At 62.9% G+C, this 24374-nt stretch carries 19 protein-coding genes and 3 tRNA genes; 4 read left to right on the plus strand and 18 right to left on the minus strand.

From position 1 onward, the window contains the following. Window positions 1–210: 210 nt before the first annotated feature. Window positions 211–1407 carry an MFS transporter gene (locus FHR27_RS11865; RefSeq protein WP_179538666.1) on the minus strand — a complete coding sequence of 399 codons (1197 nt, stop codon included), beginning with the start codon at window positions 1405–1407 and terminating at the stop codon, window positions 211–213. A 278-nt stretch (window positions 1408–1685) separates the two neighbouring features. Here FHR27_RS11865 and FHR27_RS11870 point away from each other — a divergent pair, with 278 nt between their 5' ends. From FHR27_RS11870 to FHR27_RS11885, 4 genes are all read left to right on the plus strand, one after another. Further along, window positions 1686–2717, plus strand: coding sequence for an ABC transporter substrate-binding protein (locus FHR27_RS11870; protein ID WP_179538667.1), 1032 nt, complete (start codon window positions 1686–1688; stop codon window positions 2715–2717). Between the two features lie 79 nt (window positions 2718–2796). After that, entirely contained in the window at window positions 2797–5028 is a 2232-nt protein-coding gene (locus FHR27_RS11875; RefSeq protein ID WP_179538668.1) for a TonB-dependent receptor, read from the plus strand. A gap of 139 nt (window positions 5029–5167) precedes the next feature. Continuing rightward, a complete protein-coding gene (locus FHR27_RS11880) occupies window positions 5168–7924 on the plus strand; it encodes an exo-rhamnogalacturonan lyase family protein (RefSeq protein WP_179538669.1) in 2757 nt (918 codons plus the stop codon). 48 nt (window positions 7925–7972) lie between these two features. Beyond that, window positions 7973–8626, plus strand: a complete 654-nt coding sequence (locus FHR27_RS11885) for a DUF6250 domain-containing protein (protein WP_179538670.1) — start codon at window positions 7973–7975, stop codon at window positions 8624–8626. Between the two features lie 3 nt (window positions 8627–8629). Here FHR27_RS11885 and FHR27_RS11890 read toward each other — a convergent pair whose 3' ends face one another. From FHR27_RS11890 to FHR27_RS11970, 17 genes are all read right to left on the minus strand, one after another. Then, window positions 8630–9580, minus strand: a complete 951-nt coding sequence (locus FHR27_RS11890; RefSeq protein WP_179538671.1) for an alpha/beta hydrolase — start codon at window positions 9578–9580, stop codon at window positions 8630–8632. Continuing rightward, a complete protein-coding gene (locus tag FHR27_RS11895; protein ID WP_179538672.1) occupies window positions 9577–10509 on the minus strand; it encodes a LysR family transcriptional regulator in 933 nt (310 codons plus the stop codon). Before FHR27_RS11895 ends, FHR27_RS11890 begins: the two co-directional genes overlap by 4 nt. 87 nt (window positions 10510–10596) lie before the next feature. Beyond that, window positions 10597–10998, minus strand: a complete 402-nt coding sequence (locus FHR27_RS11900; protein WP_075929518.1) for an ExbD/TolR family protein — start codon at window positions 10996–10998, stop codon at window positions 10597–10599. Between the two features lies 1 nt (window position 10999). Then, on the minus strand, window positions 11000–11725 hold the full coding sequence (locus FHR27_RS11905) for a MotA/TolQ/ExbB proton channel family protein (RefSeq protein WP_179538673.1): 726 nt from the start codon (window positions 11723–11725) through the stop codon (window positions 11000–11002). A gap of 87 nt (window positions 11726–11812) precedes the next feature. Beyond that, a complete protein-coding gene (locus FHR27_RS11910; RefSeq protein WP_179538674.1) occupies window positions 11813–12625 on the minus strand; it encodes an energy transducer TonB in 813 nt (270 codons plus the stop codon). Window positions 12626–12955: 330 nt separating this feature from the next. Beyond that, window positions 12956–13032, minus strand: a tRNA-Asp gene (locus tag FHR27_RS11915). A 97-nt stretch (window positions 13033–13129) separates the two neighbouring features. Beyond that, window positions 13130–13206: transfer RNA gene (locus tag FHR27_RS11920), tRNA-Asp, on the minus strand. Window positions 13207–13243: 37 nt separating this feature from the next. Continuing rightward, a tRNA-Val gene (locus FHR27_RS11925) sits at window positions 13244–13319 on the minus strand. An 83-nt stretch (window positions 13320–13402) separates the two neighbouring features. Next, a complete protein-coding gene (locus FHR27_RS11930; RefSeq protein ID WP_179538675.1) occupies window positions 13403–14614 on the minus strand; it encodes an O-succinylhomoserine sulfhydrylase in 1212 nt (403 codons plus the stop codon). 66 nt (window positions 14615–14680) lie between these two features. After that, the gene (purF, locus tag FHR27_RS11935; RefSeq protein ID WP_179538676.1) at window positions 14681–16186 is read right to left on the minus strand and encodes an amidophosphoribosyltransferase; all 1506 of its coding nucleotides are present in this window, start codon (window positions 16184–16186) and stop codon (window positions 14681–14683) included. 28 nt (window positions 16187–16214) lie between these two features. Next, window positions 16215–16781, minus strand: coding sequence for a CvpA family protein (locus FHR27_RS11940; protein ID WP_179538677.1), 567 nt, complete (start codon window positions 16779–16781; stop codon window positions 16215–16217). A 73-nt stretch (window positions 16782–16854) separates the two neighbouring features. Continuing rightward, on the minus strand, window positions 16855–17490 hold the full coding sequence (locus FHR27_RS11945) for an SPOR domain-containing protein (RefSeq protein WP_179538678.1): 636 nt from the start codon (window positions 17488–17490) through the stop codon (window positions 16855–16857). Beyond that, entirely contained in the window at window positions 17474–18781 is a 1308-nt protein-coding gene (folC, locus tag FHR27_RS11950) for a bifunctional tetrahydrofolate synthase/dihydrofolate synthase (RefSeq protein ID WP_179538679.1), read from the minus strand. Before folC ends, FHR27_RS11945 begins: the two co-directional genes overlap by 17 nt. Further along, window positions 18778–19662 (minus strand): acetyl-CoA carboxylase, carboxyltransferase subunit beta, encoded by an 885-nt coding sequence (gene accD, locus FHR27_RS11955; protein ID WP_042553061.1) that lies wholly within the window; start codon window positions 19660–19662, stop codon window positions 18778–18780. The genes folC and accD overlap by 4 nt, the downstream gene beginning before the upstream one ends. A 172-nt stretch (window positions 19663–19834) precedes the next feature. After that, entirely contained in the window at window positions 19835–20467 is a 633-nt protein-coding gene (locus FHR27_RS11960; protein WP_042553062.1) for a phosphoribosylanthranilate isomerase, read from the minus strand. 78 nt (window positions 20468–20545) lie between these two features. Continuing rightward, a complete protein-coding gene (gene truA, locus FHR27_RS11965) occupies window positions 20546–21379 on the minus strand; it encodes a tRNA pseudouridine(38-40) synthase TruA (RefSeq protein ID WP_444964385.1) in 834 nt (277 codons plus the stop codon). A gap of 36 nt (window positions 21380–21415) precedes the next feature. After that, entirely contained in the window at window positions 21416–24277 is a 2862-nt protein-coding gene (locus FHR27_RS11970; RefSeq protein ID WP_179538681.1) for a FimV family protein, read from the minus strand. Window positions 24278–24374 lie beyond the last annotated feature (97 nt).

Genomic DNA, 24374 nt, shown 5'->3' on the forward strand with positions numbered 1-24374 from the left:
CGCACTTTGAATGTGACAGTTATGTGACATTTTCATTAACGAAAATAGCACTCACAACTGAAGCGGTAAAGCCAAGAAACTGTTGGAATTCGAACTAATCCGCGCTATTCGGACGGGAGGGCGATTCAGCCGCTTTGGCCAGGCCATCCTCCATCGAAATCAGACGCTGAACCTCGAAGCGGCCAGGCGTTATACCCATGACTTGCTGAGTTACGCGCGCCGTACAGCCGGCAACCACAGCGCCAGCAAGCCCAATAACGGAAGCCAGCCAACCAGCATGAACAGTGCCTCGATACCCCAGCGGTCGGCGAGCAGGCCCAGCGCGGCAGCGGCGATACCACTCACGCCGAAGGTCAGCTCGAAGAAATAGCCCGCCACCAGACCGACCCGGTTTGGCAGCAACTGCTGGGCATAGACGATGATCGCGGGAAAGGCCGACGCCATCAGTACGCCGATCACCACCGATAGCAGCACACAGGTAGAAAACCCGACATGGGGCAGCAGCAAGGTGAACGGGCAACTGCCGAGCAGCGACAGCAGGATCACCCAGCGATGGCCAATGCGATCACCCAGTGGCCCGCCCATCAAGGTGCCAACCGCCACGGCGGCGAGAAACACAAATAGCTGCAGTTGCGCGTCGGCCACGCTCAGTTCGAAACGTTCGATCAGGTAGAAGCTGTAGTAGTTGGCCATCGCCGCCAGATAGGCGTACTTGGAGAGAATCATCACGCTGAGCAGAGCCATCGCCAACAGCAGGCGTCGGCGCCCGATCCCTAGCGTCGGCGCCTCACCTGCAGCCATGGACAAACGCGCGCCGAGGTAGCGACTCACGCCACGCCTCGCCCATACCAGCAGAATGAATCCCAGCAGCGCCAGAACAGGCAGCCATGCCATCCCTTCGGCGCCAGCGGGCAGCAGCACCAGCGCGATCAGCAGCGGCGCCAGCGCCGAGCCGATATTGCCGCCCAGCTGGAACACCGACTGCGCCAGACCAAAGCGCCCAGCCGACACCTGGCGGCAGGCGCGAGCCGCCTCGGGGTGAAAGATCGACGAACCGAGCCCGACCAGCGCCGCTACCCAGACCAGCCCGGCAAAAGACTCTGCCTGCGCCAGCAGCCACAGGCCGATGGCCATGCACAGCATGCCTGAAGGCAGCAGCCAGGGCCGGCTGCGGCGGTCGCCCCAATAACCGATCAGCGGCTGGCACAGTGCGCCGACCAGATGAAACACCAGGGTCAACAACCCGAGCTGCCCGTAGCTGAGGCCGTACTCGGCTTTAAGTGCCGGATAGAGAGTGGGAAGCACCGCCTGCAGCATGTCATTGAGCAGATGGGTCAGGCCGATCAGCAGCAGAAGCGGCATGGCCGGGCGATCTTGCAGCGTTGCAGCAGCGGGGGTGTTGGGCATGGGCAGTCCGGGAAAGCATTGACCGCGGCACCTGGCCACAAGCCTTGGCAGCTCTGCGCGCGCGAAGGGAAAACCGGCGGGCATTCAACGTCGGCAGCAGCTAGGGCGCCAATGCATTTCGAGCATAGTTTTTTTGCTGTCTCCACATAGTGGCGCCAGGCCACGCCACAGCATGCTTATGCAATTTACGACCTAATAAATCATTTTTTAGTATTAGTTTGCTCGATGGATTTGCCTGATCTTCCGTGCCCATCACAGCCCTTCACGGAGCATCGATCATGGCCGCCTCCCGGCTCGCTTCTTCTTTTCGCCGCCTGCAGGCAGGCGTTGCACTGCTAGCCCTGCTGTGCCTGACACAAGGCACATTGGCTGCCGGGCAAATCCGCATCGCCGTGTCCGACATCGGCGCCGGCGGAAAACCCGCAGGCGGCGGTCTGGTCGATGTGCTGCATGCCCAGAAGCGCCTGGAAAAGGAGTTCGCCGCCGATGGCATCGACGTGCAATGGGTGTTCGTCAAAGGCGCCGGCCCGGTGATCAACGAGGCCTTCGCCAACGGCCAGGTAGACATGGCATTTCTTGGTGACCTGGCCAGCATCGTCGGCAGGTCGGGCAATCTCGATACCCGCGTGATCGCCGCCGCTGCACGTGGCGTCAACCATTACCTGGCAGTACGCCCTGGCTCATCGATCAAATCCCTGGCAGATCTAAAAGGCAAACGCGTCGGCCTGTTCCGCGGTACCGCGGCCCAGTTGTCGTTCATCAGCGCACTGCGCTCCAGCGGCCTGAGCGAGCGAGACCTGCAGGTCATCAACCTGGACTTCGCTGCCGCTAGCGCAGCCCTGGCAGCCGGCCATATCGACGCCACCTGGGGCGGTAACAACGCCCTGGCACTGGCGGAACGCGGCCTTGCCGAATTGCCGGTGTCGACCAAGCACACCGAACACGGCGCTGGCCAGTTGAGCGGCCTGGTGCTGGTCACCGAGCGCTTCGCCACGCAGCACCCGCAATGGTTGCAGCGCCTGATCAAGGTGCAGCGCGAGGCCGTGCGCTGGGCCGGCGAGCCAGCCAACCGCGAGGCCTACATCGAACTGCAGGCCACCCAGAGCGGCTACCCGCAGAGCCTGTTGCGCGCCGAGCTGGAAGGAGCCGAGCTGGCCCAGCTGCTTTCACCGGAGCTGGACGACGCCTTCGTCGCCCGGCTGCGCGAATCCATCGAGATCGCCCAGGAGGCCAAATTGATTCGCCGCCCTGTCGACCTCGATATCTGGCTCGACGAGCGTTTTCTCGAACAGACCCGCGAACTGCCCTGACCCTTTTTCAACCCCCTGCCTGCCCCACCGCCCGGTAAGCCCGGCGGCGGGCGCCACCTGCACGCAGAAAGGAAGCACCATGAAGCACCTGCCCTCCCTCATCACCCTGGCCCTGGCACTTTCCCATGGCATGGCCCTGGCGCAGAGCGCCGACGTCAGTCAGGACACCGCGCGCCTGAAAGCCGTACGTGTCGATGGCCAACGCCTGCAACAGGATCCTCAACGCACGCCCAGCTCCTCCACCGTGATCGACGGCAAGGAGCTGGAGCGCCAGGGCATTCAGTCCCTGGAAGACCTTCCGCAACTGGCGCCCGGCCTGGACGTGGCGGTGGTCGATCCGTTCGACACCCGCCTGACCGTACGCGGCATCGGTGACGGCGGTGGCACCGAGATCAACATCGGCATGCCCAGCAGCGTCGGCCTTTTCCTCGACAACGTCTACCTGAGCCGCCCGGGGATGCTTTCCAACGACCTGCTGGATATCGAAAGCGCGACCGTGCTGGCGGGCCCGCAAGGCACGCTATATGGCTACAGCACCACCGGTGGCGCCATCGACATCCGCTCGCGCAAGCCGACGTTCACTCCGGAAGGCTCGATCCGCCAGTCCTTCGGCCAACGCGGCCTGACCCAGACCCAGGCAATGTTCTCCGGCCCGCTGAGCGAAACCCTGGCCGGGCGCATCAACGTATCCCACAGCGAACGCGGTGGCTACGTCAAGAACCAGTACAGTGGCCATCAACTCGGCGGCAGCATCAAGGATGGTGTGCGCGGCCAGTTGCTCTGGGTTCCAGCCGATGACTTCAGCCTGCGCCTGATCGCCGACTGGAATGACGCACGCAATGCGCCGGTATCGGTACTGGAGTCGACCAACCGTACCAACGGCCGTGATCTGTTCCTCGAACGAGCCGCCCGTGCCGGTGCGAGCCCGGTGGTGGGCGGCGTGAATACCGACGACGAGAACAACACCCGCCTGCAGCAAGGTGGGGTTTCCGCCGAAGCCAACTGGACGCTCGACGGTGGCTACAACCTGCGCTCCACCACCGCCTTTCGATATTTCGGTTACAAACCCAGCACCACCGATACCCTCGACATTCCGCTCTACTCGGACAGTGGTGCCGATGTGCGCGACCGTATCTGGTCCCAGGAAATTCGCCTGGACTCACCGCGCGGCGAGCATTTCGACTACGCCCTCGGCGCCCTGTACTTCGGCGAGAACCTCGACACCTACGCCCACGACAATTACGCGGACAACGACCAGGCTGCCACCTGGTACGGCAACCGCAACCTCAACGGCAAACTGGTACAGCGCTGGGGCGAAATCGACGAACGCATCTTCTCGCTGTTCACCCAGGGCACCTGGCACGTCACCGACAAGTTCGACATCACTGCAGGCGTGCGCGGCACTCATCAGCGCAAACAAGGTTCCTTCGTTCGGGTCAACCGCAACGACTTCAACTCCGGCGAACTGGTGCAGCGCAAATTCCTGCCCTCCGGCCTGCTCAACTTCAGCTACTGGTTCGTACCCGACGTGCAGGGTTACCTGACCCTGGGCTACGGCGAAAAGGCCGGCGGCCTGAACATTTCCTCCGGCGCGGCAGGCAGGGCTGGCACCGAAAGTCTGTTCATCCTCCCGGAGTCCACCCGCGGCGCGGAGCTGGGCCTCAAGAGCAAATGGTTCGATCAACGTCTGAGCGCGGATGTGGCGCTGTTCTGGTCGCGGGTGAACGACTTCCAGACCAACGCCTATGACGAGGAATTCCAGACCTCGTACCTGATCAACGCTGGCAGCATCCGCTCGCGCGGTGTGGCGGCCAGCATTGGCCTGACGCCCATCGACGGCTTGAGCCTGAACCTCGACGGCACCCTACTCGATGCCAGCTACATGGAGTTCAGCAACGCCCGCTGCCCGGCGGAAGTGACCCTGGCCGGCAACGCGCCGGCCACCTGCGACCTCTCCGGCGAGCAGGTCTTCCGCTCGCCCAAGGTCACCTACAACCTGACCAGCCGCTATGACTGGGGCCTGGGTGACGGCCTCGACGCGCACGTTCAGGCTCGCTGGAACTATCGCTCCTGGGCCTACGGTACCGTCGACAACTCGCGCTACACGCGCATCCCCGGCTATGGCCTGCTCAACCTCTCAGCCGGCCTGGGCGGGCAGTACGACGACGGCCGCTGGAATGCCTCGGTCTGGCTGAACAATGCCCTCAACAAGACCTACTACCGCACCCTCAGTGCCGGCAGCTATGGCGAGGTGTACGGCAACCGCGGCGAACCACGCACGCTGGGTGTGACCCTGGGCTACGACTTTTAAAGCGGCGGCAAGAGAGAAGCGAAAGCAGCGGACGTAGATCCTAGGGTGGGCTGGCTTCAGCCCCCTTTCGATGACCGCTTTTGCCTCGTAGCTGCGTAGATCGTGAACAGGTTCCAGAACGCTTCAGAACGGATATACCATGAACAAGCTGACCTTCTCCCGCCGCACCTTCGTCAAGGGCAGTGGCCTCGCGGCTCTGGCCACGCCCTTGCTGGCGGCAGGCGCCCTGGCTGACTCACGCAGCCAGGGCAGTACCGCACCGGCGGGCGCTGCCCTGCACTGGCTGACCGGTGAATTGCCTCCCGCCTTCGCCGGCGTCACCTGGGGTACCCCATGGGCCCAGGGTCAGGTGCCCGCTGCCAGCGACTTCGAGATTCGCGATGCGGCGGGGCGCGCCCTGCCGCTGCAGAGTTGGCCCCTGGCCTGGTGGCCGGATGGCTCGCTGAAATGGTCGGCACATGCCTTGGGGCCTCACTCGGCACCCAGCGAGCGGTATGGCTTGCAACCCGTGGCGGCAGGCCGCGTACGGGCAGCATCACTGGTCAGCGAATCGCCGGAGTCGATCAGCGTCGATACCGGCGCCCTGCGCTGCATCATCCCCCGTAGTGGATCGCTGCTGATAGAACGCATGCTGCGTCAGAACCAACCGGCACTGCTGGGCGGCGAGCTGGTGCTGCAGGTACAAGGCGACCCCGATCAGGACGAGGTGCTTACACGTCACTATCGCAGCCAAGTCACGCAGGTCGAGATCGAGCAGCGCGGCCCGGTACGCGCGGTCATCACCCTGCGCGGCGAACATCACAGCGATACCCCGGGCCTGCCAACCTTATTGCCATTCACCGTGCGCCTGTACTTCTATGCGGGCTCCGCCGCAGTACGACTGATGCATACCATCGTCTACGACGCTGACGAACAGCGCGACTTCATCAAGGGCATCGGCCTGCGCTTTGGTGTACCGCTGGACGCCCCTCTGCATGATCGTCATGTGCGCTTCGTCTCCGCCAATGGCGGCCTGCTGCGCGAGGCAGTACGCGGGCTCAGCGGCCTGCGTCGAGACCCTGGGCCCGGGGTGGTCGCGGCACAACTGGCAGGCAAGGCCACACCGCCGCTGGTTTCGCCAGTTGCCGAAGGCCTCGGCTATGTGCCGGCATTCGGCAGCTATCGGCTGCTGCAGGCGCACCCCGATGCGTACAGCATCAGCAAGCGCACGGCCAGCGGTCAGGGCTGGGTGCAGGTCGCCAATGGCGAGCGCGCTGCGGGTGTCGGTTACCTCGGCTCCCCCAGCGGCGGCGTGGCATTCGGCCTGCGCAACTTCTGGCAGAGCTATCCGGCGCAACTGGATATCGAGGACGCCCACCGCGATCTCGCCCAGGTCACCGTATGGCTGTGGGCGCCCCAGGCCGAGCCGATGGATCTGCGCTTCTATCACGACGGCCTCGGCCAGGACACACATACGCGGCAACGTGAAGCGCTGGACATCACCTACGAGGATTACGAGCCAGGCTTCGGCTCTCCCAAGGGTGTCGCCCGCACCAGCGAGTTGCAGCTGGAACTCCTCGCCGCCACACCTTCTAGCGAACAATTGCTGGCCATCGCCGCACGCATACAGGAACCGCCACTGCTGCAGGCCAGTCCGGAACGCCTGCATGCCGCCGGCGTGTTCGGCCCGGCCTGGTCGCCGGTCCAGCGACAGCGTCCTGGCGAAGACGAGCTGGAGGAGCAACTGGCCTGGTACTTCGATTTCTACAAAGGCGAGGTCGAGCAGCGCAAATGGTATGGCTTCTGGGACTACGGCGATGTCATGCACACCTACGATGGCGACCGCCATGTATGGCGCTACGACGTCGGCGGCTACGCCTGGGACAATTCGGAGCTGAGTACCGACCTGTGGCTCTGGTACTACTTTCTGCGCAGCGGCCGAGCCGATGTGTTCCGCATGGCCGAAGCCATGACCCGGCACACCAGCGAGGTCGACGTGCACCACCTGGGTCCATTCGCACCACTGGGTTCACGCCACAACGTGCGCCACTGGGGCGACAGCGCCAAGCAGCTACGCGTATCCACCGCGGCCAATCGGCGCTTCCTGCACTACCTGACTGCCGACGAACGCACTGGTGATCTGCTGCGCGAACAGGTGGAGGCGCTACGCACCCTGCGCGAGGTGGTACCGGCGCGCAAGATCGGCCAGCGCAAGGCGCAGGATCCCGACAAGGTCAACCTGTTCTTCGGTATCGACTGGGGCGCCATCGCCGCCGCCTGGCTGACCGAGTGGGAACGCACCGGTGATGCCGGCATCCGCCAGCGCCTGCTCAATGGCATGCAAAGCATTGCCAGCCAGCCACACGGTTTCTTCAGTGGTTCGGCGGATATGCACATTGCCAGCGGCCACTTCGACCGCAATGACAGTGGCCAGCTCTATGTGCTGCACCTGAGCGCGGTATTCGGCCTGGCGGAGATTTGTGGCGAGCTGCTGCAGCTACTGCCTTCAGCCACGTTCGAGCGGGCCTGGCTGGACTACTGCCGCCTGTACAACGCCAGCGCCCAGGAGCAACGCGAAGCACTTGGCCAAGCGCTGACCAAGACCAACCTGACCCAGGCCCATGCCCGGCTCAGCGCCTTCGCCGGCAATCACCTGCACGATGCGGCCCTGCAGCGCCGCGCCTGGCAGGAGTTCGGCAAGGGCGAAGGCGGCATACCGCAGCCCAACCGTACCTACCGGCAAGTACCCACACCGGCCTACCTCTATCCGCTGCGCGAAGCCGAGCCGGTTTCGGTGATCGACCAACGTTCGGGCAGTACCACGAGCGCCAATCTGTCGACCAATGCCGTTGCTCAATGGGGGCTGACCGCAATGGCGCTATTGGCACTGGCCGGCCCGCCCCCAGTAGAACAATGAACACACGCGCCGCCCAGTCGGCGCTCCTGTCCAGACAGAGAGTTTCCAATGCCTTTACCCGTGTGCACCGAGCCCTCCAGCAGCGGCGGCCAGTTGCCCCATGTGTTGCTCGAAGACGATTTCACTCAATTCTCCAGCCAACGCTGGCACGTCGAAGCAGAGGATCCGGCAACCCGTGTGAGTGCCGAACATGGCCAGTTGCTGATCGATAGCCCCAAGGGCGTGACCGTCTGGCTGAGGCAGCCGCTGCAGGGTGCCTACCGCATCGAGTTCCAGCGGCAGGTACTGCTGGAAGGCGGCGTAAACGACCGCCTTTCTGACTTCAATCAGTTCTGGGCCGTGCGTGATCCAGGCCGAGCAGAGCTGTTCACGCGCAACGGTGCCCTCGACGAATACGACGACTTGGATCTCTACTACGTGGGCATGGGCGGCAACTACAACAGCACCACCCGCTTTCGCCGCTACGACGGCAGCGGCCAGCGGCTGCTGCTTGGAGAATATGCGGATCCTGCGCACCTGCTGGAAGCCAACCGCACCTACCAGATCGTCATCGAGGTGGACGCCAGAGGCACCCGCTATCAGGTTGACGGCAACACCTTCTTTGAGGCCCGCCACGACGGCGTACCTGCGCCGGGATACTTTGGCTTTCGCCTGGTCTGGTCACGCCAGCTGATCAGCGAGTTTCGGGTGGTGCGTCTGTAGGCGTCAGAGATTTTGCTGCAGAAACTCCAGGGTCGCCTCGAGGGCGGCCTTGTTATCTGCCGTGGTAGCGGCCTGATCAGCGCCGACCAGGCTGTGCCCGGCACCGGGAACGATCAGGGTGCGCACCGTCCCGCCCCGTCGACGCAAGCGGTCGGCCAGAAGCAACGTTTGCTCGTAGGGCACAACGCGGTCGGCATCACCATGGATCAGCAAGGTCGCCGGCCCACGCCCCTGCATACGCTCGACAGGACTGGCCGCCTGCAGAACGGCGAGATCGCAACGCGTCAGCTCACAGCCCAGCAATAGCCCCGCGGCATGCTTGATGGCCGGATAACCCGGTGTATCACGCAATGCCTGTAGGTCATGCACGCCATACCAGCTGACCAGCACCGTCGGGCACTCGGTTGTGCAGTCCAGCGCCGCCAACGCCGCCAGGTGCCCGCCTGCCGAACCACCCCATAGCGCGACCCTGCTGGTATCCAGGGCATAGATAGAAGCCTGTTTGTGCAGCCAGGCCATGGCCGCTCGTAGATCGTCCAGCGGCGCCGGAAACCGGGCCTCGCCACTGAGCCGATAATTGATCGAGGCCACCGCATAACCTCGGGCGGCAAAGCGTGCCAGTACGCCGGGAAAATCAGTAAAGGCACCACTGGCCCTAGCGTGACCACCCGCCCAGCCGCCGCCATGCACATAGATGATCAGCGGTGCGCCAGCAGCAGGCAGCGGCTCGGGCGGCAGATAGAGATCCAGGTTCAATGGCCGAAAGCCTTCGTGCGTGGCATACACCACGTCGGCCAGGCTACGCACGCCGCCCGCGAAGGAGGCCGACCGAAGCGGGTAAGCGTCGAGCTGCTGTGCCTTGGCGGCCAGCTGGATGCCGTCAGTGAAGAGCGGGGGCGACTGGCTACAGGCGGCGAACAGTACGACGCTGGCCAGCAGCCCTGCTCGCCTCAAGGTCGCTGCCCTTCACGCTCCTGAAGCTGGCGATCCGCGTCCAGAAAGCTCTCGATCATCAGCTGTGCAGGATAGGACAAGCGATAGCCCGCACGGCTGATGATGCCGTAGTGGGTATAGAACTCCTCACCCTGCATATCCAGACCGGCCACCTTGAGCAGCTTGAGACCGCCGGCGCCTAAGTGGGGGTTGCTGTCGCTGACGTTGGTGGTGCCAATGGCATCGGAATGCTGCAGCACGGCCACCAGGCTGTAGCCATTTTCGCACTCGATGCTGGTCTGAAAGTCCGGCTTGCCGCTGAGTTCGACCAGCGCCTTGCGCAGGTTCGGCGGCCGCACCGTACCGGCTACCGGATAGCCGAGCAGTTGCTCGACGGTAACTTCATCGAATAGCGCAAGTGGGTGTTCCTGACGGCAGCAGAAACCCCAGCGATGCTGGCTGAGCGGCTGCACCTGATAGTCCGGGTCGATCTCGAAATTACGGCTATCGGCCACGAAGAACTCGAACTCCTCGGCCAGCAGACGCTGCCCCAATGCCTGCCAGTTATCCACCTGAAAACGCAGACGCACCTTGGGCAAGCGCCGGTTGAACAGGCCGATGGCCTGAGGCATCAGCCAGGCAGCAGGCGCCGGGCCGCAGGCGAAACGAACTTCGCCGGCATCCTGCTCATTGAACTGGCGAACCTCGTTGAGCAACTCCTGGGCATCGCCGATCAACCGCCTGGCATGTTCCAGGACCAGCCGCCCCTTGCGGGTAGGCTCCAGGTTGCGGGTGCGATCCACCAGCCGCGCGCCAAAGCCCTGCTCCAGCGCCTGAATGCTGCGGCTGAACGCCGATTGGGAAATGCTCATCGCCTCGGCGGCCGAGGTGAAGTTGCGGTGTTCGACCAGCGCGATGAAATGGCGGAGTTGGCGAAGATCGATATGCATGGGAGGCCAGGAGATGGTGATCGGAAACGAACGAGGGCCTGAGCAATCGCTGCAGGCCCTCGTGTCTTGCGGCAGGTGAGCGCTGAATCAGCGAGCGGTGATCACCGCCAGCTTGGTGATACCGGCCCGTTCGATGGCGGCCATGGCCTTGGCGACCGAACCGTAGTCCACCTGATCGTCGGCCTGCAGCTGCACCTTCAGTTCGGCGTCGTCCGCCTTGGCCTGGATCAGGCTGCTTTCCAGCAGTTCTGGTTGAATCTCGTCCTTGTTGATGAACAACTTTCCGTCGCCATCAATGCTGATCACCAGCGGGTCTTTCTGATCGGCTGGGGCCACGGCTTCGGTCTTCGGCAGGTTGATCGGGATCGAGTTGGTCAACAGTGGCGCGGTGACGATGAATACCACCAGCAGCACCAACATCACGTCTACCAGCGGCGTAACGTTGATTTCGCTGAGTACTTCGTCGTTATCCTGGGTTGAGAACGCCATGTCACACCGCCTCTTTTACAGGTTGCCCGGTAACGATACCGCCACGTTTGGCGCCGGGATGGACGATGACCTTGAAAGCACTCTTCTGCGCCAGGCTGTAGAAGTCATGGGCGAAGTCGTCGAGATCCGCTGCGGTCAGCTTGAGGCGACGCAGGAAGTAGTTGTAGACCAGCACCGCTGGCACCGCGACGGCGATACCCACGCCGGTGGCGACCAGCGCGGCACCGATCGGGCCGGCAACGGTTTCCAGGCTGGCGTTGCCCGCCGCGCTGATGCCCTTGAGCGCTTCCATGATGCCCCATACGGTGCCGAACAAGCCGATGAAAGGCGAGGTAGAACCGATGGAGGCAACCACCGCCAGGCCGGATTCCAGCGAGCGACGCTCACGCTGAATCTGCTGGCGCAGGGCTCGCTCGAGGCGATCCTGATGGTTGATCGCCTGGCTCAGGTCACCCGGCTGCTGGCCGTCCGGTACCTGGATGGCAGCGAAACCGGCTTGAGCCACGTGAGCCACGGCGCCCGACTGGCTCTGCCCCAGCTCTGCAGCTGAATCGAGGCTGGTGGCTGACCAGAACAGCTTCTGGAACTTGCGATCCTGATGCCGCTGGCGTGCGAACTGGATGCCCTTGATCAGGGCCAGGCCCCAGGTGACGACGGAGAAGCCGATCAGCAGCCAGATGACGGCATGTTCGACCGATTGCAGGGGGGAATCGACTAGCAGGTTCATGGTGCGGTCCTCGGAAAACGGTATGTCAATGACGGGGTTCGGGCCCGGACGATCCGGGCTCGTGGAAAAAGGGTGTTGCCGTGAGCGTCAGTTCAGGCGGAAGTCCAGCGGTACCGTGACCCAGCCTTCCTGAGCGACATCGCCACGCTTGGCAGGCACGAAGCTCCAGCGCTGTACCGCCTTAACTGCAGCCTGGTCGAGTACGTCACGACCGCTGCTGGTCTGGATCTGGATATCGCCTGGCTTGCCGTTGGGCAGCACGCGAATGCGCAGAAGAACGGTGCCTTCCCAGCCACGGCGCTGAGCCAGGGATGGATATTCCGGCGCTGGGTTACGCAGGTAGGCGGCGTTGGCCGACGGCGGCGTCTCGGTCACCGGCTTGGGTGCGGGTGGCGCGGGCGGTGCCGGTGGCGCTTCGACCTTGGGCGGCGCAGGCGTAGGCTCGACCGGTTTCGGCACGGGCTTGGGTTTCGGCGGTTGCGGCTTTGGCTTCGGAGGTTCCGGCTTGGGCGGCGGCTTCACCGCAAGCTCATCGACCACCGGCGGAGGTGGTGGCGGCTCGACGATCGGCTCGGGAGGTGGTGGCTCTACCACTGGCTCCGGTGGCGGAGTCGGGGCGGCGAATTCAATGGTCATCGGCGGGATTTCCACCGGCACTTCGGGCAGCACCGGCTCGGGCCGCTGGCTCAGCCAGACCAGCACCGTAGCGTGCAGCACCAGTGCGAAAGTACCGAGCAGAATCGCTTCACGGCGACCCAGAACGGGACGCGACGCATGGGGGGCGTGACGTAGCGTACCCAGCGCTTGACGCAGCGGTACACCAAGGTCAAAGACCTCTCCGGGCACACGCGCCTGCTGCCAGGCGGCATTGGAACGCACGGAGGATTGAAGATTACCCATCACCAACAGACTCCTGGAAGTACCGACTTAGAGCCGGTCTAAGCAAAAACGGAATTCCAGTTGTCTGGTGCTGCTAAGAATGAGGGTTACCGATTATTTCGTAAAATCACTTTTTCTCAGATGGTTATTCGATTGGAGAATATCGAAGACTGAAAGCCGAGTCGGCCGCTCAATGAGCTGGCTTGCGCTGAAAAGGCAGTTTGGTCGCGATGCCTCTCCAGCCAACGGCCTGGAACAGAGGCGCGCCAGCCAAAAAGAATGAGGGGGAGTAGAAACAAGAAAAGCGGCCAATGGCCGCTTTTCAGGAAACCTGCTCAAGGCAGGTGGATATGGCGCAGCGGACGGGACTCGAACCCGCGACCCCCGGCGTGACAGGCCGGTATTCTAACCGACTGAACTACCGCTGCGTGTCGGTGGACTTGCGTCCGTACAACTCTTGCTTCGTCAGATACGCTAGCAGTGCTTTCGTATCACATCCCAGAACGGTGTCTTGGATGGAAAATATGGCGCAGCGGACGGGACTCGAACCCGCGACCCCCGGCGTGACAGGCCGGTATTCTAACCGACTGAACTACCGCTGCGCGTCGGTGGACTTGCGTCCGATTCTCTCAAGGCAAGTGGTGGGTGATGACGGGATCGAACCGCCGACCCTCTGCTTGTAAGGCAGATGCTCTCCCGGCTGAGCTAATCACCCTTGGCCTTGCGAGGAGGCGAAATTTACGCGGGGATCTAACCTAAGTCAAGGCCCCGCTTCGCTTTTTTCTAAAATAAAGGTTTTTACAGTGCTGCCAGACCACGAGCCAGATCGGCCTTGAGATCAGCGACGTCTTCCAGACCGACCGCAACCCGGATCAGGCTGTCACGAATACCGGCATTAGCACGCTCTTGCGGCGACAGGCGACCATGGGAGGTGGTCGCAGGATGAGCGATAGTCGTCTTGGTGTCGCCCAGGTTGGTGGTGATCGAAATCACTCGCGTGGCATCGATGAAACGCCAGGCGCCCTCCTTGCCTCCCTTGACCTCGAAGCTGACCACCGCGCCAAAGGCGCTCTGCTGACGCGCAGCCAGCTCATGCTGAGGGTGGCTGGCAAGACCGGCGTAATACACGCGCTCGATACCGTCCTGTTGCTCCAGCCACTGAGCAAGTGCAAGGGCGCTGGCACAGTGAGCCTGCATGCGAATACGCAGAGTCTCCAGACCCTTGAGGAAGATCCACGCATTGAACGGACTCAGCGTCGGCCCTGCGGTACGCAGGAAGCCCACCACGTCGGTCATCAGCTTGGCGCTACCGGCCACCACGCCGCCCATGGCGCGACCCTGGCCGTCGATGAATTTGGTCGCCGAGTGCATGACGATATCCGCACCGAGCTTCAGCGGCTGCTGCAGCGCAGGCGTGCAGAAGCAGTTGTCCACGGCCAGCAACGCGCCGCGCTCATGGGCAATATCCGCCAGCGCAGCGATGTCGACCAGTTCAGCCAGCGGGTTGGAGGGCGACTCGACGAACAGCAGCTTGGTGTTCGGCTTGAACGCAGCGGCCCAGCCTTGCAAATCGGCCAACGGCACATAGTCGACCTGCACGCCAAAGCGCTTCAGGTACTTCTCGAACAGGCTGATGGTCGAACCGAACACGCTGCGCGACACCAGCACATGATCACCAGCGCTGCACAGGCTCATGACGATGGAAAGAATCGCCGACATGCCCGAAGCGGTGGCGACGGCCTGCTCGGCCCCTTCCATGGCCGCGATGCGCTCCTCGAAGGCACGCACAGTGGGATTGGTATAGCGCGAGTAAACGTTACCCGGTACTTCGCCAGCAAAACGTGCAGCTGCATCGGCGGCGGTACGGAATACATAGCTGGAGGTGGTGAACAGCGCCTCGCTGTGCTCGCCCTCAGGCGTGCGATGTTGTCCGGCACGTACCGCCAGGGTGTCGAAGCCGACACCATCCAGATCGCTGTTGAGCCGACCCGCATCCCATTCCTGTGTCATATCCTGTCCTCGTCCAGAAACCAGTCCGGGCCACATGGGCCCGGTCATTTACTCGTTATTTATCGATCAGTTGTTATACAGATCGATGATCTCGCTGACCGCCTGGCTGCTGGTCTTGGAGCCGTCGTTGCGGGCCAGATCGATACGATTCAGGTAAGCCTCATCGACATCGCCGGTCACGTACTCGCCGTCGAACACCGCGCTGTCGAAGTGCTCGATCTTGATCTTGCCGCCACCGACCGCCTCTTTCAGATCATCGAGATCCTGATAGATCAGCCAGTCGGCACCAATCAACTCGGCAACCTGATCGGTGGTGCGACCATGGGCGATCAGCTCGTGCGGGCTCGGCATGTCGATGCCATAGACGTTCGGATAACGCACGGCAGGTGCGGCCGAACAGAAATACACGTTTTTGGCGCCGGCTTCGCGGGCCATCTGAATGATCTGCTTGCAGGTGGTGCCGCGCACGATGGAGTCGTCCACCAGCATCACGTTCTTGCCGCGAAATTCCAGCTCGATGGCGTTGAGCTTCTGGCGCACCGACTTCTTGCGTGCAGCCTGCCCCGGCATGATGAAGGTACGGCCGATGTAGCGGTTCTTGACGAAGCCTTCGCGGAATTTCACGCCAAGGTGGTTAGCCAGTTCCAGCGCCGAGGTACGGCTGGTATCCGGAATCGGGATGACCACGTCGATATCGTGCTCAGGGCGCTCGCGCCGAATCTTGTCCGCAAGCTTCTCGCCCATGCGCAGGCGCGCCTTGTAAACCGATACACCGTCCATGATCGAATCGGGGCGAGCCAGATAGACATGTTCGAAAATGCACGGCTTGAGCTGCGGGTTAGGTGCGCACTGACGGGTATGCAGCTGGCCTTCTTCGGTGATGTACACCGCTTCGCCCGGCGCCAGGTCGCGGATCAGGGTGAAGCCGAGCACGTCCAGCGCCACGCTTTCGGAAGCGATCATGTACTCGACGCCTTCATCGGTATGACGCTGACCGAAGACGATCGGGCGGATGCCGTTCGGATCGCGGAAGCCGACGATGCCGTAACCGGTGATCATCGCCACCACGGCATAACCGCCACGGCAGCGCTTGTGCACGTCCTTGACCGCAGCGAAGACATCTTCTTCGCTGGGGTTGAGCTTGCCGCGCACGGCCAGTTCATGGGCGAACACGTTGAGCAGGACTTCGGAGTCGGAGCTGGTGTTGACGTGGCGCAGATCCGATTCGTAGATCTCCTTGGCCAACTGTTCGACGTTGGTCAGGTTGCCGTTGTGCGCCAGGGTGATGCCATAAGGCGAGTTGACGTAGAACGGCTGGGCCTCGGCCGAGCTGGAGCTGCCGGCAGTCGGATAACGCACGTGACCGATGCCCATGTGGCCGATCAGCCGCTGCATGTGGCGCTGCTGGAACACATCGCGCACCAGCCCATTGTCCTTGCGCAGGAACAGTCGCCCCTCGTAGCTGGTGACGATACCGGCAGCATCCTGGCCGCGGTGCTGGAGGACGGTGAGGCCGTCATACAGCGCCTGATTGACGTTCGATTTACCGACGATACCGACAATGCCACACATGTGACGCAACCCCTACTCAGTGAGACGACTAATTACCAGTGCCGACGGGAATGGACCCCGGCAGCACGTCTTTGAACGGCAGCTCGACCGGTTCGCGAATACCACTCGCCAACCACTCGCTGGACATCCCCAATATGAGGTTCTTCGACCAGTCTGCAACCAACAGAAAATGCGGCAGCAGTGTCGATTGCTGCCACCAGACATCCTGCTCGACGGGCGCCAGGCTCAACAGCCCGACGGCGACCACGACCAGCAAGGCACCGCGGGCGGCGCCAAATACCATACCGAGAAAACGATCCGTGCCCGAAAGCCCGGTCACCCGGATCAGCTCACCAATCAGATAGTTGATCAGCGCACCGACCAGCAGGGTCAATACGAACAGCAGCACACAGGCAGCGATAACGCGGGCAGAAGGGGCTTCGATGTAGGCAGTGAGGTGCTGTGAAAGCGCGCCCCCGAACATCCAGGCAACGACGCCAGCGATGATCCAGGTGACGAGCGACAGGGCTTCCTTGACGAAGCCTCGACTCAAGCTGATCAGGCTCGATACGACGATGATGGCGATGATCGCCCAATCGACCCAAGTGAATGCCACGATGCAGGCTACCGATGGAAGAGGCGCTGCATTTTAGCAGACCCCTGCCCATCGGTTAAGCGCAGATACCGAGTCAGTTGCTTTCAGGCTGAAAGCGCACCACGAAGCCATTGAGCTTGTGTTGACGATTGAGCTGATCACGCAGGCGGTCGGCCTCGACCCGCTCGATCAGCGGCCCGACGAATACCCGGTTCATGCCATCGACACTGCGGATGTAGGCGTTGTACCCCTGGGCACGCAAGGTCTTCTGCAGCGTTTCTGCACCTGGGCGACTGGAAAGACTGGCCAATTGCACCGACCAGCTGACCGGCAGGCTATTGGCGTCCAGGCGCTCGGCTGGTGCTTTCTGCGGCGGCGGCGCCACTTCGGCTGGTTTGCTGGGCGTTGGCTGCGGAGCGGGAGTGGTGACCGGTTCCTGGCTGGCGGGCAACTCGGCAATCGGCTGTTCGACGGGCGCTTGCGCCTGATCGGCAGCCGCACTGTCGCCAGGCACCGGCTCCTGCGGCAATTCCTGAGGGTCGGGGACGATCACCGGCTGCATCTCGATTTCAGCCACTACGGGCTTGGCCGGCATGCTTGGCGCGTCGACCACCACATGACGCAACTCGTCAGGACGGGACAGCAGCATCGGCAGGAAAATCACCGCCAGTGCGACCAGCACCAGAGCCCCGACAATACGTTGCTTCGTTCCGCTATCCAGCATTGCCATCCTGCACATCCTCCTGGGCGTGACGCTCCAGCCATATCAGGGCTTCGGCCACGCAGAAAAAAGAACCAAAGAGCAGAATCTCATCCCCTGCCGCGGCGCGCTCGCACTGCGCCTGCAGAGCGCTTGCCACATCGGCGTACATCTCGGCCTGGGTAGCGCAGGCGACCAGGTGGCCATGCAGCTCGGCCGCAGAGCGCGAACGCTCGGTCGGCAGGGGCGTCACCGCCCAGTGGCTGATCTCGCCCAGCAAGGGCGCCACGACAGCAGGCAGGTCCTTGTCGGCCAACAGGCCGAAGACTGCCCGGCGCTCGCCTTCGACAGGACGAGACTGCAGGCGACCGGCAAGAAACTGCGCGGCGTGGGGATTGTGCCCTACATCGAGCAACAGAGTGAGGGACTTGCCCCGCCAGTTCAAGTGACGACGGTCCAGGCGACCGGTTACCCGGGTAGCGGCCAATGCTGCGGCGATGACGCCGGCATCCCAGGGCAGATCGAGCAAGGCATAGGCCTGTAGAGCCAGCGCGGCGTTTTCCATGGGCAGATCGAGCAGTGGCAAGCCGGCCAGACGCAGCACGTGCCCACGCGGCGTGAGCCCGTACCAGCTCCAGCCGTCCTCGGCGATGCTCAGGTCGAAATCCCGGCAGCGCAGGAAGAACGGTGCATCGATTTCCACCACCCGCTCCAGCAATGGCAGCGGTGGATCGAAGTCGCCGCAAAGTGCCGGCTTGCCGGGGCGCATGATCCCGGCTTTCTCGAACGCAACCGACTCGCGGGTATCCCCCAGCCAGTCGGCGTGATCCACACCGATGCTGGTGATCAGCGCCAGGTCAGCATCGATCAGATTGACCGCATCGAGGCGCCCGCCCAGACCGACTTCCAGCACAGCGAAATCCAGACCGGCACGCTCGAACAACCAGAAGGCAGCCAGAGTGCCCATCTCGAAGTAGGTCAGCGAGGTTTCGCCCCGTGCAGCCTCGACGGCGGCGAAAGCCTCACAGAGACCTGCATCGCTGGCGTCCTGCCCATCGATCTGCACCCGCTCGTTGTAACGCAGCAGGTGCGGCGAGCTGTAGACGCCAACCTTGAGCCCTTGGGCGCGCAGCAACGCGGCGAGAAAAGCACAGGTCGAGCCCTTGCCGTTGGTGCCGGTGACCGTGATCACCCGCGGCGCCGGACGGGAAAGCCCAAGGCGCTCGGCAACCTCCCGGGAACGCTCCAGGCCCATGTCGATGGCGCTCGGATGCAAACGCTCCAGGTACGCCAGCCACTCGGCCAGGGAGCGCTGGGTCATGCCGTGACCGGCAGCGCTGCAGGGGATGGCTGGTGAGTGAACTGCGCCAACAGACGAGCCAGACGCGAGCGCAGCTCGGCACGGTGGATGATCATGTCGATGGCGCCGTGCTCGATCAGGAACTCGCTGCGCTGGAAACCTTCTGGCAGCTTCTCGCGAACGGTCTGCTCGATCACTCGCGGGCCGGCAAAACCGATCAGTGCCTTCGGTTCGGCGACGATCACGTCACCCAGCATGGCAAGACTGGCGGAAACACCACCGTAGACCGGGTCGGTCAGTACGGAAACGAAGGGGATACCCTCCTCGCGCAGACGCGCCAGCACGGCGGAAGTCTTGGCCATCTGCATCAGCGAGATCAGCGCTTCCTGCATACGCGCACCACCGGAGGCAGCGAAGCATACGAATGGGCAGCGTTGTTCAAGCGCCACGTTGGCGGCACGCACGAAACGCTCACCGACGATGGCACCCATGGAGCCGCCCATGAAGGAGAATTCGAAGGCACAGGCCACGATCGGCATGCCTTCCAGCGTACCGCTCATGGAAATCAGCGCGTCCTTCTCGCCGGTCTGCTTCTGCGCAGCGACCAGGCGATCCTTGTACTTCTTGCTGTCGCGGAATTTCAGGCGATCACTGGGCTCCAGATCGGCACCGATCTCTTCACGACCATCGGCGTCGAGGAAGATGTCCAGACGCGCACGCGCATTGATACGCATGTGGTGACTGCACTTGGGACAAACGTCCAGGGTCTTTTCCAGCTCGGGTTTGTACAGCACGGCCTCACAGGACGGGCACTTGTGCCACAGACCTTCCGGCACCGAACTCTTCTTGACCTCGGAACGCATGATCGATGGGATCAGTTTGTCTACCAGCCAGTTGCTCATGCTCTCAATTCTCCAACGCTGTAGGCTTCAACATGCTTGTTGCACATGACAAGCGAATTCACAAAGTGGCCGCCTCAGGGGCCGGCGTTACGCCCGCCACCTGACCCGACCACGAAAAAAGCACGCACTTATCGCGGCGATAGGAGTATGGACGGCTCGCTGCGCGACGTCGTCACATCGACTCGCCAACCGCCCGCACTGCGCGTACGAAGTCTTTTACCCGGCTGGCATCCTTGATGCCCTTGCTCGCCTCCACGCCGCCGCTGACATCGACCGCATAAGGACGCACCTGGGCGATTGCCGCAGCGACGTTACTCGCGGTCAGGCCACCGGCGAGGATGACCGGCTTGCTCAATCGCGCAGGCACCAGCGACCAGTCGAAGGCCTGCCCCGTCCCTCCGGGAACACCTTCCACGAAGGTATCGAGCAGAACTGCGCGGGCACCAGGATAAACGTCCACCAGCGCCGCCACGTCATCGCCTGCGCGAACGCGCAGCGCTTTGATATAGGGCCGGCCGACGGCTTCGCACTCGGCAGCGGTTTCATCGCCATGAAACTGCAGCAGATCCAGCGGTACCGCAGCCAGCACCTCATCGAGCTCGGCTCGCGACATGTCGACGAACAGACCGACCGTGGTCACGAAAGGCGGCAGCGCAGTCACGATGGCCCGCGCCTGCTCGATCGACACGGCTCGCGGGCTGCGCGCATAGAACACCAGGCCGATAGCGTCGGCACCAGCCGCCACCGCGGCGAGCGCATCCTCGAGGCGGGTAATCCCGCAGATCTTGCAGCGAACGACTGACAACAGACGAATACCTCCGCGAAAGGCCGGATGGTAACAAATGACCGTAGGCGATGGGCCATTAATTACTCTGCCCGCCGCCTACTCCGGGATTGCCACGTCTTTCAGGCCGGACAGGAAGTGCGGCCCCAGATAACGCGTCGGCAAATCGAACTCGGCCGGGTAATCCACTTGCACCAGATACAGCCCGTAAGGGTGGGCCGTTACGCCGCCAGTACGCCGCACACCGGTAGTCAGTACCTCGCCAGCCCACTCGACCGGACGCTCACCGGCACCAATGGTCATCAGCACGCCAGCGATATTACGCACCATATGGTGCAGAAAGGCATTGGCGCGGATATCCAGCACGATGAAGCGACCATGTTGCAGCAACTCCAGGTGGTGCACCGTTTTGATCGGTGATTTGGCCTGACACTGCCGCGCACGGAATGCGCTGAAATCATGGGTACCGAGGAACACGCGGGCCGCTTCACGCATGCGTTCGATATCCAGTGGACGGTGGTTCCAGGTGACTTCTTCGGCCATGTGCGCCGGACGTATCTGATCGTTGTAGATCACATAGCGATAGCGTCGCGCCATGGCGCAGAAGCGCGCGTCGAAATGCCTTGGCATGGCCTTGGCCCAGGTGACACTGATGTCGCCTGGCAGATTCATGTTGGCCCCCATGACCCAGGCGTGCATGGATCGCTCGACCGTGGTGTCGAAATGCACCACCTGCCCGCTGGCATGCACCAGCGCGTCGGTGCGCCCCGCACAACTCAGCGTGACAGGCGCACCGCCGGCAACCTTGGAAAGGGCTTTCTCGAGGGACGCCTGAATCGACGGCACGCCGTCACGCTGGCGCTGGAAACCACGATAACGGGCGCCACGGTACTCGACACCCAGGGCAATCTTGTAAATGCCGACGGCAGCCATTTCGGCTGCCGTCGAGGTACGCACATCAGACATGTATCAAACCAGTTTGCCGATCAGCTCTCGCGCTTCCTGCTGCTGACCATCGTTACCTTCAGCGATCACTTCGTCGAGGATGTCACGCGCACCCTCGGTATCGCCCATATCTATGTAAGCCCGCGCCAGATCCAGCTTGGTAGCGGTCTCGTCGGTGCCGGAGAGGAAGTCGAAATCCTCGTCGTCATCGAGCGATGAGCTATCCGCTTGCAGTTCCTGCGGCTCCAGCTGACCTTGCTGCTCGAGGCTTTCGGCCAGCAGATCGAGCTCGGCTGTCACGTCGTCGAGCTGGGCGGCGAAGCTGGCACCCGTGGTCGGCGCCGGCGCTTCCTCGTTGAGCGACAGGTCGAAATCAGCGGGCAAGCCGAAATCGTCCTGGGCCTTCTCATCAGCCAGAGCGGAGGAGAAATCATTGGCTGGCGCCTTGTCAGCGTCGTCATCGAGGCTCAGCAGGAAATCATCTTCCTGAGCAGCGGCCGGGGTATTGGGCGAGTCCAGGTCGAGACTGAAGTCGGCCAGTTCGCCGCCCAACTCCTGACGGTTGTCGGCTTCGTTGCCGAGGTCGAGATCGAAAGCCACGGCGTCGTCCTTGCTGGCAGCCGGTTGCTCGGGAGCCTGCAGATCCAGATCGGAATCCAGGCCCAGGGTGTCGATCTCGTCGAAACGGTCAGCGCTCTGCTTGGCCTGCGGATCAGCGGCGAACTCTGCTTCCAGTGCATCCAGATCGAGATCGAAGTCGTCGCTGGCAGGTTGCGATGCCACGGGTCGAGCAGGCTCGTCCAGCGCCAGATCGTCCAGACTGAAGGTGTCCAGATCATCGGCGGCGGCAGCGCCCGCCAGCGCAGCGGTGCCACCAAGGGCGACCATGGCTGGGTAACGGCTCTTCAGCTGTTCGACTTCGGCGTTGGCACCGCCAATCTCGCGCAGCTCGCTTTCCTGGCGAGCGAAACCTTCGCGATCACCCAGTTCGGCATAGACTTCCATCAGTTTCAGGCGCAGATCGGTGCGATGCGGTTCGTCGTTGATGGCGTTGTGCAGCAGCTCGGCCGCCTGGTTGAAGCGACCGTAAGCGATGTAGATATCCGCCTCGCCGAGGGCGTCACCGGTTTGTGCAGTAACGCGCTCTTCACTGACAGGCTGCAGCGGAGCGTTCAGGTCGTCCGGCAGATCGTTCAGGCTGTCGGCTGGCAGCTCCAGGTCGCTATCGAAACGATGGGTGTCTTCCTGATACACCGAAAGGCTCTCTTCCTGCTCGGCTTCCTTGCGTGCATTGCGGCGCGACAGGATCAACAGCACCAGCAGCAATGCCAGCAACAGGCTGCCACCGATCAACCCCAGCAGCATCGGGTTGGCCAGCAGGTTGTCGAGGGCGCTGTCCTCTTCGACCGGCTCGGGCGCGGCGACTACCGGCTCGGGTGCCTGGGCAACTTCAGGGGCAACTGGTTCGGCAGGGGCCGGCGCAGGGGCTATAGCGGGTTCTGCGGCCGGGGTAGCACCATCGGCGGGTGCAGCCGGGGCGGAATCGGTACCCGTCTGTGCAGCAGGCTCACCGCTCAAAGGAGTCTGGCCTGCAGGCTCGGTCGGAGCAGCCGGTGCTTCAGCCGTCGGTGCGACAGGCGTGGAAGCCTCGCTGCCTGGAGCGCCAGCCGGAGCGGCAGGAGCCTGCCCCTGGGGAGCCGCTGCCGCAGTTGCCGACTCTGCTGCGGCACCTGCGGCACCAGCGGCCTGACCTGCAGGTGCAGAGACGTCTGCCTGAAGTTTGGCCAGCTGATTGTCTTTCAGTTGAATGAGCCGCTGCAGCTTGTCGAGCTGACTCTGCAGATCGGTCATGCGGTCTTTCAACTCGTCGTTTTCACGACGGGTCGAATCCAGGCTTTCCTGGGTGACTGCCAGCTGGTTGCTCAGCGCGGTACTGTTGTTGGCGCCGTTTTCACTGCCAGCAGTGGCCTTGCCTGAATCGGCGGCAAGCAGCTTGAGCTTGTCTTCGGCCTGCACTTCGGCAGGCGCAGCGCCAGCACCGGTACGCCGTGTGGCATCGATCTGGCGGGTGCCGGCGGCGGCCGGAGCGCTACGCGCCTGGCGCCAGGAGCTGTTCTGTTCGCCGACCTGGGCCAATGCTTCGGATTGGCTGCGACTGGCAACCTGCGCTGCATCGGGCAGGCGCAGCACCTGGCCGCTCTTCATGCGGTTGATGTTGCCACCGATGAAGGCATCCGGATTGAGGTCCTGGATGGCGAGCATCGCCTGATGCACGCTGCCGTTGCCGCGTACGCGCTGGGCGACTTCCCATAGGGTGTCATTGGTGTTGGTGCGGTATTCGCCGCCCGGCTCGGCGGTCCCGGCACGGGGGGCGGCAGGCGTGGCCGCAGGTGCTGCTGCACGTGGCGGCGTCGCCGCGGGGGTAGCTGAACGCGGCACGGGGGCAGCGACAGGCAATTGCGGCGCAGCCGCAGCCTGCGGAGAATAAAGCGGCGGATCGAGCAGCAGCGTGTATTCACGCAGCAGGCGGCCATTGGGCCACAGCACTTCCACGAGGAAATTCAGGTAGGGTTCACGAACCGGCTTGGTCGAAGTGACGCGAATCACGCTCTTGCCGTTGGGTTTGACGATAGGCGTGAACTTGAGGTCGGTCAGGAAATACTGGCGATCGACGCCGGCCTTGTTGAACTCTTCAGGCGAGGCGAGCGCAGGGCGCATTTCCGCCGCAGAAAGATCGCGAACATCCAGCAGTTCAATTTCTGCCACCAGAGGCTGGTTCAGAGACGACTGAAGCGTCAGCTCGCCGACACCCAACGCATGCGCCATACCGGAAGACAACGCCGTCGCCGCAGCGATAGCCAGTACCAGTTTACGAACCCGAACCATAGCCTTTTCCTTTGTGTTAACTGCTCTCGCATAACGAGAGGGTTGGTGATCGTCGGCTGCCCCTTTTCAGGCCCCCCAGCCAACAATCAGCGCGCTC

Source organism: Pseudomonas flavescens (assembly GCF_013408425.1).
In the GTDB taxonomy this organism is placed as follows: domain Bacteria; phylum Pseudomonadota; class Gammaproteobacteria; order Pseudomonadales; family Pseudomonadaceae; genus Aquipseudomonas; species Aquipseudomonas fulva_A.

Coding starts and splice junctions, on each gene's coding strand:
- folC (WP_179538679.1), bottom strand. CDS start 18,781: ATGACCCAGCGCTCCCTGGCCGAGTGGCTGGCGTACCTGGAGCGTTTG.
- purF (WP_179538676.1), bottom strand. CDS start 16,186: ATGTGTGGCATTGTCGGTATCGTCGGTAAATCGAACGTCAATCAGGCG.
- FHR27_RS11880 (WP_179538669.1), top strand. CDS start 5,168: ATGAACAAGCTGACCTTCTCCCGCCGCACCTTCGTCAAGGGCAGTGGC.
- FHR27_RS11970 (WP_179538681.1), bottom strand. CDS start 24,277: ATGGTTCGGGTTCGTAAACTGGTACTGGCTATCGCTGCGGCGACGGCG.
- truA (WP_444964385.1), bottom strand. CDS start 21,379: ATGGCTGCCGTCGGCATTTACAAGATTGCCCTGGGTGTCGAGTACCGT.
- FHR27_RS11895 (WP_179538672.1), bottom strand. CDS start 10,509: ATGCATATCGATCTTCGCCAACTCCGCCATTTCATCGCGCTGGTCGAA.
- FHR27_RS11900 (WP_075929518.1), bottom strand. CDS start 10,998: ATGGCGTTCTCAACCCAGGATAACGACGAAGTACTCAGCGAAATCAAC.
- FHR27_RS11870 (WP_179538667.1), top strand. CDS start 1,686: ATGGCCGCCTCCCGGCTCGCTTCTTCTTTTCGCCGCCTGCAGGCAGGC.
- FHR27_RS11945 (WP_179538678.1), bottom strand. CDS start 17,490: ATGGCAATGCTGGATAGCGGAACGAAGCAACGTATTGTCGGGGCTCTG.
- FHR27_RS11865 (WP_179538666.1), bottom strand. CDS start 1,407: ATGCCCAACACCCCCGCTGCTGCAACGCTGCAAGATCGCCCGGCCATG.
- accD (WP_042553061.1), bottom strand. CDS start 19,662: ATGAGCAACTGGCTGGTAGACAAACTGATCCCATCGATCATGCGTTCC.
- FHR27_RS11910 (WP_179538674.1), bottom strand. CDS start 12,625: ATGGGTAATCTTCAATCCTCCGTGCGTTCCAATGCCGCCTGGCAGCAG.
- FHR27_RS11875 (WP_179538668.1), top strand. CDS start 2,797: ATGAAGCACCTGCCCTCCCTCATCACCCTGGCCCTGGCACTTTCCCAT.
- FHR27_RS11930 (WP_179538675.1), bottom strand. CDS start 14,614: ATGACACAGGAATGGGATGCGGGTCGGCTCAACAGCGATCTGGATGGT.
- FHR27_RS11905 (WP_179538673.1), bottom strand. CDS start 11,725: ATGAACCTGCTAGTCGATTCCCCCCTGCAATCGGTCGAACATGCCGTC.
- FHR27_RS11885 (WP_179538670.1), top strand. CDS start 7,973: ATGCCTTTACCCGTGTGCACCGAGCCCTCCAGCAGCGGCGGCCAGTTG.